Raw genomic sequence first — 15,534 nt, forward strand, 5'->3', positions numbered from 1 at the left:
AGACAACAAAGATGAAACAACTAATAACTACAATCATTGCATTACTGTTCTTACCATTAACAGTACTGGCCCAGCACGAAGAAGATACGGAAAACGGGGTGGTATCTTTGTCCGGCAAAGAAGGCTTCACTATCGGCACTAAAAAAGGCGATTTTGTTTTTAAACCTTATATGCTCGTTCAAACCAGTGCAAATATCAATTATTACGATGATGAAGGTTTGGATCCTGCTTATAATCAAGACAATATTGCAAATTCCGGTTTTTCCATCCCATACGCCATTCTCGGTTTTACAGGAAAAGCGTTCAATATGGTTACATTCAACCTGTCTATCAATGCAGCCTCAAGCGGAGGTGGTATTCTGCAACAGGCTTGGTTTGACGTAAAACTCAAAGAAAGTTTTGCCATACGCGTAGGTAAGTTCAAAACACCGTTCGCGCATGCTTATCTGACAACATTAGGAGAGACACTGATGCCTACTCTTCCTGTTTCACTGACAGCACCTGTCATTCTGCCCTATTCACTGAATGCCGTAACTCCCAATATCGGCACAGGCTTTGACCTGGGTGTAGAAGTTCACGGATTAATCAAAGAAAAATTCGGCTATGAAGTGGGTATATTTAATGGTACAGGTAGCTCCGTAAACGTGGCTTCAAAAACATTCAGCGATGATTGGCATATCCCTTCTTTATTATATGCCGGACGTATTACTTACATGCCAAAAGGTGTTATGCCGTCCAATCAAGGAAATCCCAATCGTCTGAAAGAAGATAAAATATTATTCGGCCTATCAACGTCTTTAAATGTAGAAAGCGAAAATGAAAGTACAAACGATTACCGTGCCGGTGCTGAATTTGCCATGTTGAAAAACCGTCTTTATCTGGGAGCGGAGCTCTATTATATGAACGTTGGTTTCACCAAACGACAGAAAATAGATGAAAGTTATAACTATCTGGGCGGATATGTACAAGGCGGTTATTTTGTAACCAATCGCCTGCAAGCGACGGCCCGCTACGATTTCTTTAACCGCAACGGAGTAGACACAAACGGTTTCCTGAATATGCCCGCAGTCGGATTCAACTATTTCTTTACTGGATGTAATCTGAAATTGCAGGCAATGTATCAGTTCATCGGACGTACGGGACATGACACACAGCTTGATCGTGATAACGATGATCTAGGGTTAGCTATGCATTCAGGAACAGTTTTGCTTCAATATACATTCTAATTGTCACACCATGAATAGAAAGTTTTTTTCATTCATAATCAATGCGCTACTATTCTCTTGTCTTTTCGCTTCCTGCGATGACGGCAAAATTTACGACGAGGGCAGACACGTAGAGATAGAGGGAGGCATAGCCAGGGTTACAGCTACTATCCAGGGCGTTCAAACCTGGCCCAGCGATTATACGATTGTTGTCGCCGGATTTAAAAAGGATGATGAATATGCAGCGGTTGCCAAAACAGTGACAACCGCAGACGATGGCTCGATGGACCTTATTTTAAAAGGTATTTCAAATGAGGTCAGCCAGATAGAAGTTTGTGTTATCAATAAACTGAGAAAGCGTATTGTCAGTTTCTATCAAACGGATTTTACGGATTCATCCGATACGCTAAAGCTGGATATAGGTACGGTCAATGCGAGTTTATTCAATGGTATACAAAAAAGCATTTTTGATGCTAGCTGTACCGGCTGTCATGGGGCCGGGGCCAGTGCTGCAGATGGTCTATATCTGACTGAAGGAAAAAGTCACAGTGCTTTGGTCAATGTAAAAGCGAACTCTTCGAATGAAGGGAAAATGCTTGTAAAGCCTGGTGATGCAGATAACAGCTTCATCATGGATGTACTGACAGAAGGGGCGAGCAACCATTATCATAATGATTTGTTATCCGGTTCACCCGAAAAGATTTCTCTTTTGAAGAGTTGGATCGAAGGGGGAGCCCAAGAATAAATTTATAATTATGGCATTCAAAACAAAAATATACGAACAAGACTTCATTCACGCTCAAATTTGTTCTTTTGAAGGCAAGGGAGGGGTGACGGAATATCATATACTATTTTCCGTTACCAACCCTTCGCTGCCTTTTACCAAACAATTGGATAAATTAGAAAAAGCATACGAAACAGTAACAAAAGAAGAAGCCGGTAAAGCCGTAGCCGTATTCCGGCGGTATTTCCTGAGCGATGCGGCAAATCAAACGGAACTGCTGATGGAACGGGAATGTGAAAACCCGTTCTGTGCATTATCGATCGTACAACAAGCTCCGCTAAACGGTACTAAAATAGCCTTATGGGTTTATTTACAAACCGATATGACTACGGAGACCTACAATTCCGGTATGTTTGAGGCTTCTCATAATAAGTATCGCCATCTGTGGACCGGCGGTGCATACAACAAGGCTGCCACATCCGAATATCATACACGTCTGTTACTGAACGATTATGTGCTGCAACTGACCGAACAACATTGTACGCTGGCAGCCGACTGTATCCGGACCTGGTTTTTCGTACAGAATGTAGATGTAAACTACGCCGGTGTCGTAAAAGCCCGCAAAGAGGTTTTCATCACACAGAATCTGACGGAGAAAACGCACTACATAACCAGTACCGGGATAGAAGGACGCCATGCCGATCCGGAGGTATTGGTACAAATGGATGCCTATACGGTAGACGGCCTGCAACCGGAACAGATACAGTTCCTCTACGCCCCTACCCATTTGAACCCGACGTATGAATACGGTGTCACCTTTGAACGGGGCACAGCCGTTTCGTACGGTGACAGGAAACAGATATTCTTGTCGGGAACAGCCAGTATCGATAACCGGGGGGAGATCGTCCATCCCGGAGATATTTTGAAACAGACTGAACGGATGATGGAGAATATCAGCGCCCTGCTGCAGGAGGCCGGAGCTTCCGTTGCCGATATCATGCAGGCTATCGTCTATCTTCGCGACCCGGCAGATTACGAGGAAGTAAACCGTTATATCCGCACCCATCATCCGGATATGCCGCACCTGATCGTACTGGCACCGGTATGTCGTCCGGGATGGCTGATCGAAACGGAATGTATTGCCGTTATTCCGGCAGACTTTCCGCAATACCCCTGTTTATAAATAAAACACCATAAATACAACAACATGTATAAACAAGGAAAATACAAAGAGACAGATAAAATGAGCGACTTGATTTGCGAGAACTATCCCATGGTTCTCGTAATGAGCCGCTTCGGTATCGACCTGGGATTCGGGGAGAAAAACATCGGGGATGTATGCCGGCAGAACGAAGTGGATTGCTGCACGTTCCTTACCGTTGTCAATTTCCTTTCGGAAGAAAATTCAGGTACGATCAACGAGATCAACAATTGCCTTTCCCTACGGTCGCTGATCACTTATCTGCATAATGCGCACGATTATTTCCTAAACTTCCGGTTGCCGCACATCCGCCGTAAACTGACGGAAGCGATCACCGGATGCCCGGGAGATATCGCCTTCGCCATCACTAAATTTTTCGACGACTATGTCTACGAGGTCCATAAACATATGTCGTATGAAGAAAAGATCGTCTTCCCTTATGTACGCAACCTGCAAGACGGAGTGAAAGATTCCAAATACAATATCAGTATCTTTCGCAAGCGGCACGACCAGATAGAGATGAAGATCGTCGAACTCAAGAATATCCTGCTCAAATACTATCCCGGACCCGACAATTATCTGCTGAACAGTGTCCTGTTCGATATCTTTGCCACCGAACAGGATCTGGCTTCTCATAACCGGGTAGAAGATTTCCTCTTCGTTCCCGCCGTACTAGCAATTGAAAAAACAATCAAATGACCGTTGCTTTATGAGCACTAACTTTAAAATAGCTGTTGCAGAACCATCTTCCATTATTCGTTGCGGGCTGATCACCATCCTGAAACGGCTGCCCGGACTGCATATCCAGTTGACGGAAATCGCTACCGCAGAATGTCTGGTGGAAAGTCTACGGATGCACCGGCCGGAAGTACTGATCATTAACCCTTCACTTCCCGGCTATTTCGGAATACAGCACCTGAAAGAAGAATGTGGCTGCCCCGAAATGAAATGTATCGCGATTGCCTGCATGGCTACCGACCACGCCATGTTTCGCCCTTATGACGACCTGATCAATATTTATGACAGCCCCGATGAACTGAAACATAAGCTGGAGCGGCTGAATGCGGAAGAAGTCACTCCCGAACCCGAAGAGGAAGAACAACAGACTCTCAGTGCCCGGGAAAAAGAGATCGTCGTCTGTGTCGTAAAGGGTATGACCAACCGGGAAATAGCCGACCGTTTGTACCTTTCCACCCATACCGTGATCACCCACCGCCGGAACATCGCCAGAAAGCTACAGGTGCATAGTGCCAGCGGTCTGACCGTATATGCCATCGTAAACAAACTGGTCGAACTGAATGATATTAAAAAGACCTGACAAGTCAGTTTTATTTTCTTTTCACATTCCAAAATTTGGCTTCAGACTGATATACTGTATCTTTGGGAAAGAAACAATAATAGATATCAGCTACCATGGAGTTAACAACAAAACAATACGATAAAACAGAGGTACAGATCACTTCATTCGAAACCAAAAAGGGAATTACGGAATATCATGTCATCTTCCAGCAAACAGATTATATGGAAGATTATCCCACCCAGTTACAGAACCTACAGCAGGCATATAAACAATGTGTCGAAGAACTTCCGGGAAATCCGACTGCCGTATTCCGCCGCTACTTCCTGAGTGACGTAACCAACCAGACTGCTTTGTTAATGGAAAAGGACCGTTCCAACCCGTATTGTGCTTTATCCATCGTACAGCAAGCTCCCATGAACGGGACAAAGATCGCTCTCTGGGTGTGGCTCCAGACCGGAGTTCAGACACAAGTACTCCCCAGTAATCTGTTCGAAGCACGTCACGGCAGTTACCGCCAATTGTTCGGTGCCAACCTCTGCAACCGTGCTGCCAATTCGGAATATCAGACACGGCTTATCTTCCGCGATTATATCATGCAACTGACTGCTGCCAACTGCACGCTGGCCAATAACTGTATACGTACCTGGATATTCGTACAGAATGTCGACGTGAACTATCCGGGGGTAGTCAAAGCCCGCAAGGAGGTTTTCGCTACGCAGAACCTGACGGAAAACACCCATTTCATAGCCAGTACCGGTATCGAAGGCCGTTATCAGGATACAAATGTGTTCGTTACCATGGATACGTACGCTGTTTCGGGTATCGGACGGGAACAGATCCAATATCTGTATGCTCCCGACCATCTGAGCCGGACTTATGAATACGGAGTAACCTTTGAAAGAGGTGTTGCCATCACATACGGTGACCGCCGTCATGTTTTCGTATCCGGTACGGCGAGTATCGACAGATATGGCGAGATCGTTCATCCGGGCGATGTGATCAGACAATCGGAGCGTATGATCGAAAATATCACCGCCCTCCTCAACGAAGCCGGTGCCGACCTGAACGATATCATGCAAGCCATCGTCTATATACGTGATACCGGCGACTTCGCCCGTGTGCAACAGTATATGGAAACCCAACATCCGAATATGCCTTACCTCATCGTCCGGGCTCCGGTATGCCGCCCGGGTTGGTTAGTCGAAATCGAATGTATTGCCGTCATAGCCGTAGATGAACCGGAATATGCTCCGTTATAATCGATTATTATGCTTACATTTGTAGCAACACTTTAAAACAAAAGCCTTATGACATTCTTACAACGCAAACAGAAACTGATAGACCGCCTGGAAGAGACCTTCGACGAGGATATCCTCGACAGGATTGAAGAAATCTTCAACGAACAGGATGGCGTTAAAGCAGAAAGTCCCTATGTTGAAGACGGTGTTCTCCATTTCTCCCCCGAACTGAAAGGAAGAATAGACTTGGCATTAGAACAGATGCGGAGCGGGCAGACTTATACGGAAGAGGAAATGGATCAATTCTTTGACGAATGGCTAGGAAAAGAAGAGTAAAATGGACAGAATACCCCCATATCCGTCATGCCCTCGTTATAGACGACTATTCCGTATTCTACCACCACAGCGACGAACAGATTACCGTTCTTGTCCTGTGGGATAACCGTCGTAATCCGGCGCGTCTGGCCTATACGTTACGCAATCAGGACCCCAAATATCTGAACGAGCCGATGGCTCCATATGGAGAACAAACAGACCCAACAAACGTGAAAGATTAATAACAAGCCAAGAGGTTCCCTAAAAAAGAAGTATCTTTGAGCAGTCAAACACCAAAACAAAAAAGAAAGGACGATTATAGCTTATGTATAAAAATGGGAAATACCGGGAAACCGACAAAATGAGTGATCTTATATGCGAGAACTATCCGATGGTGCTCGTGATGAGTCGTTTTGGCATTGCCCTGGGCTTCGGTGAAAAGAACATCGGAGAAGTATGCCGTCAGAATGGTGTCGATGCCTGTACTTTTCTCACAGTCGTCAACTTCCTGACACAAGATGTATCCGCTCCGGTTATGAACGTGGACAAATGCCTGTCCATCGAGGCTCTGATCACTTATCTCCATAATGCACACGATTACTTCCTCAATTTCCGGCTGCCGCATCTGCGCAGAAAGCTGCTGGAATCGATCGGCGAATGTCCGCAGGACGTAGCCTTTGTCATCCAGCGCTTCTTCGATGAATATGCCGAAGAGGTAAATAAACATATGTCATACGAAGAGAAAGTCGTTTTCCCGTATGTCCGCGATCTGTTGAAAGGAGTAAAAGATCCGAAATATAATATTTCTATTTTCCGCAAACGGCATGACCAGATAGAAATGAAGATTGTCGAACTGAAGAACATCCTGATCAAATATTACCCCGGTCCCGGAAGTAACCTGCTGAACAGTGTCCTCTTCGATATCTTCGCCACGGAACAAGACCTGGCTTCCCACAACCATGTGGAAGACTACCTCTTCATGCCTGCAATACTTGCATTAGAAAAAACAATTAAATAACAACCTATGAGTGCTTATTTGAAGATCGTTATTGCTGAACCTTCCGCTATTATCCGCAGCGGGTTGGAAACAATGTTAAAGCACCTGCCAGGTCTCCGCATCCAGATCTCAGAAATAGCAACCATCGAATCGCTTACAGAAGATCTCCGGACACACCAACCGGATATCCTTATCATCAACCCTTCTATCCCGGGTTATTTCACGATCCCTCACTTAAAAGAGATGACCGGATGCCCGGATATGAAGTGTTTCGCCCTGCTTTATACACTCACGGACCATTCCCTCACCCGTTATTACGACGATCAGATCAGCATCTTCGACAGTGCCGACGAGTTGAAGCATAAACTGGAGCGCCTGCACGCAAAGAAAGAAGAAGGTAATGACGCAGACGAACAACAAACTTTGAGTACGCGCGAGAAAGAGATCGTCGTCTGCGTAGTCAAAGGTATGACCAACCGCGAGATAGCCGACCGCCTGTTTCTCTCCACCCATACCGTCATCACACACCGGAGGAACATCGCCCGCAAACTACAGGTACACAGTGCCAGTGCCCTTACGGTCTATGCCATAGTGAACAAGCTGGTAGAACTTAGTGACATCAAAAAGGCCTGACTTGGAGAGGCTTCAGCGTGCCCCTTAATAATTAACGCTAACATTTCACCCTTTTTTTATAACAACCACGAACATTCACGTCTCTACTTATGTTACATTCATGAGTATCACTAATAATGAATATCATATGAAGAGATTCTTTTTAATAGGAGCAACGTTATTATTCTCATTGTATGCAAGTGCACAGCATGTTGCGTTAAAGAACAATATCGTCTACGATGCCACCGCCACTCCCAACTTAGGTCTGGAAGTAGGATTGGGGAAGAAGGTTACGATGGACCTTTCTGCGGGTTATAACCCATTCGAGTTTAACAACGACAAACAGTTCAAGCATTGGCTTGCCCATGCCGGCGTTCGTTTCTGGACTTGCGAGAAGTTCAACGGTACGTTCATCGGAGTCCATGCCCTGGGCGGGCAGTACGATGTAGCCGGATTCAAGTTGCCGTTCGATATGTTCAAGAAACTGGAAAACCATCGCTACGATGGTTATATGTATGGTGGAGGCGTCAGTATCGGTCATCAATGGATATTGAGCAAACGCTGGGGACTCGAAGCCGAGATCGGTGCAGGCTACGCCCGTATGCATTACGACGAATACGCCAAAGGCAAAGATATGCCGAAACTTCGTACAGGCAACCACAACTACTGGGGTGTGACGAAAGCGTCTATCTCTTTTATCTATTTTATCCACTAAAATCAAGCAAGCAAAATGAAGAAGTTATTCTATATAGCAACCGTTTTATTATGCTCCGCCTATGGGAGCATGCAGGCACAGACTGTTAGCCCCGACGGTATAGCATACAGCGACCTGCAAGTAAAAAAAGAGGGTAGCCAGGTTGTATTATCGACAACCGCCAACCTCACCAACATGAACCTGAAATCGCAGAACATGGTTATCATCACTCCGGTTCTTCAATCGGCCGACAAGGCAAATACGATCAAGTTCGATCCGTTCGTTGTAACCGGCAAGAAACGTATGAAAGCGCTCGACCGCGAAATGGGCTTCGGTGCCGAACCGTTCGCACAGACACCGACCGTCATCTTCCGTCACAAGAAAAACCAGGCGGAGTCTATTCCGATGACACTCTCCGTACCATACGAGAGCTGGATGCGTAACGCCTCACTGGTGATGCAGGCGAATACGACCGGATGTGCCTCATGTGATATAGCCAGCAACATCACTCCGCTGTCGTCACGTATATTGCCGCCCGTGGTTGCACCGACTTACGAACTAAGCTATGTAACTCCTCCGGCAGAACCGGTAAAACAACGTAGCGAAACCCATTCGGCTTATCTGAACTTCGAAGTAGGCAAGTCTGTCCTGTTGCATGACTTCAAGAATAACGCTGCCGAACTGAAAGACGTCAACAAGATCGTGAATGAAGTACGTAATGACAAGAACCTGAAGTTCACCGAGTTCAACATCACCGGTTATGCATCTCCTGAAGGTGGTTACGAGTATAATATGAAATTGTCGGAAAGCCGTGCCAAAGCTTTTGCCACTTATATGAAAGATAAGGAAGATATGGCTGCTTCACTGATGAAAGTCAATTGGGAAGGTGAAGACTGGATCGGCCTGCGCAATGCAGTCAAAGCATCCAACCTGTCCAATCGCGATGAAATCCTCAAAGTGCTGGAAATCTCCGATATCAACAAACGTAAAGCACAACTAAAAGCGCTGAACGGTGGTAAGACATATCGCATGTTGCTGGACGATTATTATCCTGCCCTGCGTCGTATCGACTATACACTGGCTTATATTGCCCGCCCGTTCGATGTAAACGAAGCCAAACAGGTAATCAAAACGAAACCTCAGTATCTGAGCCTGAACGAAATGTTCGTGGTAGCCAACACCTATCCGAAGGAAAGTGCTGAATTTAAAGAAGTATTCGATATTGCCGTACGTCTCTACCCGACCGATCCGGTTGCACAACAGAACACGGCTGCTCTCGAAATAGAACGCGGAGCTACCGACGCCGGCATCGAACGTCTGCAGAAGATCAACACGCCGGAAGCATGGAACAACCTCGGTGTTGCCTATGCGAAAAAGAAAGAGTATCAGAAAGCGCTCGAGTATTTCAGCAAAGCAGCTAATGCTGGTGTTGCAGCCGCAGTACAGAATAAGGAAGGATTAAGTAAATGGTTGGATGAGCAATAATCACTGCTTGCCGACAGGATAGGTAAGTCATGCTTAGTAGCACTATTAACGTACATGTAGTAACACTACTTACCTACATACAGCAGCACTGGCATGCTACATACGGTAACACTACTAAGACAGGACAAGATCCTGAACAATAATAATAAAACCCCGATAAGCATTATGCCTACCGGGGTTTTGTATTCATATAAGTAGATAAAAATCATTCTTTCGACTTCCACTCGCTGATCAGTTCATTGATCGTTTCCTTCACCGACATGATACGGCTGGTCTTCCAGGCATTACTTCCGGCAAAAGCATAACCGTTTTCAAAGTTTCCTTTGAAAGCATTATACAACGCCGTAACGATGCAATAAGGGCTCTTCGAGATATCGCACGTCTTGATGCAGTTGAAAGGACATGCCTTCGGTTGCTTGATGCCTGCCTTCACCTTCTCGAGGAAGTTACAATGGATCGCACGCCCCGGCATTCCGACAGGGCTCTTGATGATCTCGATGTCTTTCTCTTCCGCTTTGATGTAGCTCTCTTTGAAAGCATCAGAAGCGTCGCACTCGGTGGTGGTGACAAAACGGGTTCCTAATTGAACGCCTGATGCTCCAAGGTCCATCATGCGTTTGATATCTTCACCCGTATAAATGCCTCCTGCTGCAATTACCGGGATACTCTTGTGATATTTCTCTTCAAAGAGAGAAACTTCGTGTACTACCTGCGGCAGTAACTCTTCCAGTGAGAAATGTTCGTCTTCAAGCTGGTTTTCCTTGTAACCAAGGTGACCGCCTGCTTTCGGGCCTTCCAACACGACAGCATCGGGAAGATAGTCGTAGTTGTTTTTCCATTTCTCGCAGATGATGCGTACGGCACGTGCACTCGATACGATAGGCACCAGCTTCGTTACGCTGTCTTTCTTCAGGAAAGACGGTAAGTCGAGAGGCAGACCTGCACCACTGAAGATAATATCGACCTTTTCGGCGATACTTGTCTTCACCAGTTCAGCGAAGTCAGACAATGCGACCATCACGTTTACACCGATGATACCTTTGGCCTTTTCACGGGCTTTACGTATCTCTTCAGCCAGGCCTAAATTGCCAGCTTCAGTGTAATTGGGAGATAATTTCTTATATAAAAGTCCGAGACCGGCGGCGGAGATAACGCCAATCCCACCTTCATTTGCAACGGCCGAGGCTAAGCCGGATAGAGATATACCTACGCCCATCCCACCCTGGATAATTGGGAAACGGGGTTTGAGATCTCCGATTGTTAATGTCTTCATGTAAGTTTATATAGTTTATAAATACGCAGCAAAGGTAGCACAATAAACCAAATGATGTGCAAAAAGGACCAATATTATTGCACAGGTATATCTTTTTTGTGCAATAACATCGGCCCTTCAGATTAAAACTAAAGCAAAACCTTTAAAGACTAAACTATTTAACCGGGATATAACCCACTTTCTTCACAATTTCTTGTCCCTCAGCAGACAACACATAATCGATGAAAGGCTTTACGCGGCCTTCACTTTTCACTTCGTAATAGTAGAACAACGGACGAACGATCGGATAGGTCTTGTTCTTTGCATTCGCAAAAGAAGGTTCTACATAATTTTTCCCGGCATCGTAAGAGACATGAAGCGGTTTTACGTCCTTATTGACATACGCCAGTCCGACGTAACCGATAGCACCTTTTGTCTGGCTCACCGACTGGATAATAGCTCCGGTAGCGGGCATACTCAGGATACCGTTCATATAGTTCTTGTTCTTCAATACACTTTCCTTGAAAAACTCATAGGTACCGGAAGATGTTTCACGTGAATAAGCCACGATCTTCATATCAGCTCCGCCTACATCTTTCCAGTTCTTGATCTTCCCGGTAAAGATACCTTCCAGTTGTTCGCGGGTCAGGTTATCTACTTTATTGGACGGATGGACAACCACTGCCAGGGCATCATAGGCAATCACCACTTCCTTTGCGTTCTTCTTTGCTTCCTGCAGACGGACCTTTTCATCGAATTTCATCTTACGGGAAGACATGGCGATATCAGTCGTACCTTCCATCAGGGCAGAAATACCGACACCCGAACCACCACCAGTAACCGTTACTTTTGTTCCTTTATTCTTATTCATAAAGTTCTCGGCTTCCGTCTGGCTGACCGGTAAGCAGGTATCGCTACCTTTGATCTTCTGTGCAAATACGTTTGTTGTAAATAAACCGATGGCCATAGCGGCCAAAAGAATCGTCTTTTTCATTACTCTTTATTGAATTAATTTTCTTACTGCAAAGTAAGTACAGGCGTATTTCAACGGCATGAAACAGGTGTTACATTTCTATGAAGAATAAACCTATAATCAGGCATGCCTTATTTGTAACTGAAGCTTATGCCCGGACAGGTTCCCATTCCGACTTGTTTTAGAATTTATACTGTAAACGGACGGTCAGGACATTGTCCTTGCGGTCTTTTTCGTATCCTTTTACGAAGTCGCTCTTTTCATTGAAGTTGAATTCATAGTAAGCCTGTACACGGATATGTTTATTAAAACGATAGAGAGCACCGACACCGAACGTACTTTGTGCCAGGTCGGTTTTAGAAGTATTGGAACCGTCCAAACCGATCTCATTCCCTTTCAACTTGGTATTCGGATCATATACATCATACTTGAATACGGCTGAAAATGGGGAAGTTCCGATATCCTGTACCAGGTAGAAAAAATAGCCGATGAACGGACGTTTGAACAAGGCATTCTCCGGCAGGTTTTCAGGGCGCGTACCGGTATTCGGGCTTTTACTGCTGGAAGCAATCCCTGGCTGCGTACCCAACAGGCCTTCAGCGCGTAATGTTGTTGTTCCCCATGAACTCAGAAAACTCAACTGCGCATCCAGACCGAGATATTCACGCTTCATATACGTACCCGTTTCATCTTTATCTATTTTGACGAAACGTTTATCCTTCATTTCGTAAGCTTCCGTTGTCGGATTGTAAACGCCGCCATTATAATAAGAGAAACCCGCTCCCCATTTACCCCAGTTTCCGATTTCTTTCTCGGCTCCCAGACGCCCGATAAAATCTTTACGGCTGTCGGTTTCGCGATTGATACTGTTACCGGCAAACAATCCGGCGTCCAGACGAAGGAAACCCAAAGGACTTTCTTTCTTCGCACGCAGCGTTAACATGGCCCCCAGGTCGCGTTCATCCGGGAAAAAATACTGGATGATCGTAGCACGTTCGGGCGACTCCAGGCCACTGGTCGAATAACCGATCTCGTAACCAAAAGGACGGTTGAAAACACCTGCCATCAGCTGGCTTCGCTTCGTCCAGGGATCCTTAATTCCGATATACAGATCGCGGAAACTGACACCTTTATCGTTAGCTTCGATCTGTACGGCTCCGGTACCGATACCGTCGTTATATTCAAACTTCAGTCGTCCGCGACGGATGCCGATGCGGTTAAAACCTTTATCTTCGTGTTCGTTCTTATCGCCGACCTTCAGGGTAGCATCTTCCTGTCCATACTGATATTGCCCCTGGATATAAGCAGAGACTTTGAACTTACTCAGTCCCTTTACGATCTTATCCAGTGTTGCTGTTTCTTCCGCAAGCGAATCGATGCGGGCATCTAATTGTTCCGTGTTTTGAGCTTCCGCGAAAAAGGGAAGCAGCGCCAACAGGAGGAGCGCCATTACATTTGTTATCTTCATTCCTGAGTTGGTTGGTGCAGTGAAAAATGTATTACAATGCTGTTTCCGGTTGCAAAGAAACAGCATTGCTATTTCACATGTATTGCATCCTTATTACAAATACGTTACAAGCGTTTCGTCCATCAGGATCAGCTTACATCCAGGTTACCGTGGGTGGTACGTTTGTCCTTTTCGGCACGTTTGGCAAGCTCTTTTACAGTCAGGGTAATGACTTTTCCGACTGGTTTACCGTCGCGGTAAGTTACGATACGGAGCCATGTTGCATTCTTTGGAATACTGAGCGGTTCCGAGTATTTCGGAGTGTGGCGGTCGGGATCGGTATTGTCGAATGTGTAATAAATATCCGTTCCGTCGATCTCGCTACCCAGCTCCACTTTCAAGACATCGTCCTGCAGGTACGGGCTGACAATTGCATTATACATACTACGGGCGTAATTAATGTCTGCCTGGTCGGCACGTACGAAATGTTTCTCTACACGAGGCCAGAATCCGTTCCAGTCGCTCTTAGCCGGTCCGCTCCATAACACCTCGGCCAATGCCCAGCCACGCGGCCACGTCATATATTCAGCATGACGGAAAGTCGGAACCGATTCAGCCCACAGATTTCCCTGTCCGCCCAGCACCATTTCGGCAGGTACACCTTCCGGTACGGGATTGAAACTATAGGAGTCTTTCAGACGGCACATGGAATAGGTATCCGGTTCTACGGAAGGTTCACCCTGCCACAGGTCGATATAACAATGGTTTGTCGGTGTCATGATCACATGATGTCCCGCCTGGGCTGCCTTGATACCGCCTTCCATACCGCGCCAGCTCATTACATTGGCATCCGGGGCAAGACCACCTTCCAGGATCTCATCCCAGCCGACCAGCTTTTTGCCTTTCTCTTTCAGCATATCTCCCATCCGGTGGATGAAATAGCTTTGTAATTCTTCTTCATTCTTCAGGTTCTCTGCTTTCATACGAGCCTGACAACGGGGACATTTATGCCAGAAGCCTTTGAAGCATTCGTCACCGCCAATATGGATATATTCATCCGGGAAAAGGGCAGCCACTTCCGTCAGCACTTTATCCATGAATTCAAAAGTAGATTCTTTTCCTATACAAAGCGTGTTTTCGTCTTCTCCGTAAAATTTATTCCCGACATTCACTGCATCCGGCGCTTTCATACAAGCGAGTTCCGGATAAGCCACCAGCGCAGCAACACCATGCCCCGGTACATCTATCTCAGGAATAACGCGAACAAACCGTTTAGCAGCATAAGCCAACACTTCCTTCACATCTTCCTGGGTATAGAAACCGCCGTAAGTAGCTTCTTCTCCCGGTTGCTGGCGTTCGCGCTGCCACCACTGTCCGACACGCGGAGCACGCCAGGCACCTACCTCAGTCAGTTTCGGCAAAGATTTTATTTCCAGACGCCATCCCTGGTCATCCGTCAGGTGCCAGTGGAAAACATTCATTTTGTATTCCGCCAATTCGTCGATATATTTCATCACTTCCTCTTTAGTAAACCAATGACGGCTTACGTCGAGCATCAGACCACGCCAGGGGAACTGCGGTTTGTCCGTGATATCGACACAGGGGATCGTCCATTTCTTATCTGTCGGCTGTTCGGTTGTGCTCTTGATCTCAGCCGGAAGCATCTGCAACAAGGTCTGCACACCGTAGAAGATACCCGCAGGTTTATTGGCTGTCAGGATAATATCGCCGTGTTTCACTTTCAGGTGGTATCCTTCATCACCCAATGCCGCATCGTCCGTCAGCTTGAATTCGATCTTCCCATGTTTCTCTACAGGGAGAGTGAAGCCGGTAGCCGGAGCTATCTTTTCATTAAAATACTGCGCAATACCCTTCAGATCTTCGTTCGAAGTATCCAACGTGATTGAAGCTCTGCGTGTAAGTGTAAAACAATCCGAACCGACAGTCATTTCCTGCGGCACGGGAATCAAGGCGAGTTCTTTGTCCGCTGTCGCACAGGTCTTGTCGGCACAAGACGTAGAGGTAAACAACAAAGCGGCTGTAGCAAAACTTAGCAGTGTTCTTTTCATTATTTTTTGTTTATGTTAGAAA

General features: G+C 46.1%; 16 protein-coding genes. 12 read left to right on the top strand and 4 right to left on the bottom strand.

Going from position 1 to position 15,534, the window contains the following annotated elements:
• The first annotated feature begins 11 nt into the window (after positions 1-11).
• The 12 genes from DWX23_RS22715 (at position 12) to DWX23_RS22770 (ending at position 9,771) form a co-directional block, all read left to right on the top strand.
• Positions 12-1,226 carry a porin gene (locus tag DWX23_RS22715; protein WP_122376179.1) on the top strand — a complete coding sequence of 405 codons (1,215 nt, stop codon included), beginning with the start codon at positions 12-14 and terminating at the stop codon, positions 1,224-1,226.
• Between the two features lie 10 nt (positions 1,227-1,236).
• Positions 1,237-1,950 carry a hypothetical protein gene (locus tag DWX23_RS22720; RefSeq protein WP_122376180.1) on the top strand — a complete coding sequence of 238 codons (714 nt, stop codon included), beginning with the start codon at positions 1,237-1,239 and terminating at the stop codon, positions 1,948-1,950.
• Between the two features lie 10 nt (positions 1,951-1,960).
• Complete coding sequence (locus DWX23_RS22725; RefSeq protein ID WP_122376181.1) at positions 1,961-3,112, top strand: Rid family hydrolase; 1,152 nt, start codon at positions 1,961-1,963, stop codon at positions 3,110-3,112.
• A 24-nt stretch (positions 3,113-3,136) separates the two neighbouring features.
• Complete coding sequence (locus DWX23_RS22730; protein WP_122355915.1) at positions 3,137-3,829, top strand: hemerythrin domain-containing protein; 693 nt, start codon at positions 3,137-3,139, stop codon at positions 3,827-3,829.
• Positions 3,830-3,839: 10 nt separating this feature from the next.
• Positions 3,840-4,448: a response regulator transcription factor gene (locus DWX23_RS22735; RefSeq protein WP_122355917.1), complete on the top strand. Its 609-nt coding sequence runs from the start codon at positions 3,840-3,842 to the stop codon at positions 4,446-4,448.
• Positions 4,449-4,543: 95 nt separating this feature from the next.
• On the top strand, positions 4,544-5,689 hold the full coding sequence (locus DWX23_RS22740) for a Rid family hydrolase (RefSeq protein WP_122355919.1): 1,146 nt from the start codon (positions 4,544-4,546) through the stop codon (positions 5,687-5,689).
• A gap of 48 nt (positions 5,690-5,737) precedes the next feature.
• On the top strand, positions 5,738-6,004 hold the full coding sequence (locus tag DWX23_RS22745; RefSeq protein ID WP_122355921.1) for a hypothetical protein: 267 nt from the start codon (positions 5,738-5,740) through the stop codon (positions 6,002-6,004).
• A complete protein-coding gene (locus DWX23_RS22750; protein ID WP_233564416.1) occupies positions 5,983-6,225 on the top strand; it encodes a hypothetical protein in 243 nt (80 codons plus the stop codon). The genes DWX23_RS22745 and DWX23_RS22750 overlap by 22 nt, the downstream gene beginning before the upstream one ends.
• 83 nt (positions 6,226-6,308) lie before the next feature.
• Positions 6,309-7,001: a hemerythrin domain-containing protein gene (locus DWX23_RS22755; protein WP_122355923.1), complete on the top strand. Its 693-nt coding sequence runs from the start codon at positions 6,309-6,311 to the stop codon at positions 6,999-7,001.
• A gap of 6 nt (positions 7,002-7,007) precedes the next feature.
• Positions 7,008-7,613: a response regulator transcription factor gene (locus DWX23_RS22760; RefSeq protein WP_122355925.1), complete on the top strand. Its 606-nt coding sequence runs from the start codon at positions 7,008-7,010 to the stop codon at positions 7,611-7,613.
• Positions 7,614-7,740: 127 nt separating this feature from the next.
• Positions 7,741-8,307, top strand: coding sequence for a DUF3575 domain-containing protein (locus tag DWX23_RS22765; protein ID WP_122355927.1), 567 nt, complete (start codon positions 7,741-7,743; stop codon positions 8,305-8,307).
• Between the two features lie 15 nt (positions 8,308-8,322).
• On the top strand, positions 8,323-9,771 hold the full coding sequence (locus tag DWX23_RS22770) for a DUF3868 domain-containing protein (protein WP_122376182.1): 1,449 nt from the start codon (positions 8,323-8,325) through the stop codon (positions 9,769-9,771).
• A 205-nt stretch (positions 9,772-9,976) separates the two neighbouring features.
• Here DWX23_RS22770 and DWX23_RS22775 read toward each other — a convergent pair whose 3' ends face one another.
• The 4 genes from DWX23_RS22775 to DWX23_RS22790 form a co-directional block, all read right to left on the bottom strand.
• Complete coding sequence (locus tag DWX23_RS22775; protein ID WP_122355931.1) at positions 9,977-11,044, bottom strand: nitronate monooxygenase family protein; 1,068 nt, start codon at positions 11,042-11,044, stop codon at positions 9,977-9,979.
• Positions 11,045-11,198: 154 nt separating this feature from the next.
• Complete coding sequence (locus tag DWX23_RS22780) at positions 11,199-12,017, bottom strand: phosphate ABC transporter substrate-binding protein (protein WP_122376183.1); 819 nt, start codon at positions 12,015-12,017, stop codon at positions 11,199-11,201.
• Between the two features lie 160 nt (positions 12,018-12,177).
• Positions 12,178-13,464, bottom strand: coding sequence for a hypothetical protein (locus tag DWX23_RS22785; protein WP_122355987.1), 1,287 nt, complete (start codon positions 13,462-13,464; stop codon positions 12,178-12,180).
• Between the two features lie 128 nt (positions 13,465-13,592).
• The gene (locus DWX23_RS22790) at positions 13,593-15,512 is read right to left on the bottom strand and encodes a beta-N-acetylhexosaminidase (RefSeq protein ID WP_122376184.1); all 1,920 of its coding nucleotides are present in this window, start codon (positions 15,510-15,512) and stop codon (positions 13,593-13,595) included.
• Between the last annotated feature and the right edge of the window lie 22 nt (positions 15,513-15,534).

This window comes from Parabacteroides sp. AF18-52, assembly GCF_003479145.1.
Taxonomy (GTDB): Bacteria; Bacteroidota; Bacteroidia; order Bacteroidales; family Tannerellaceae; genus Parabacteroides; species Parabacteroides faecis.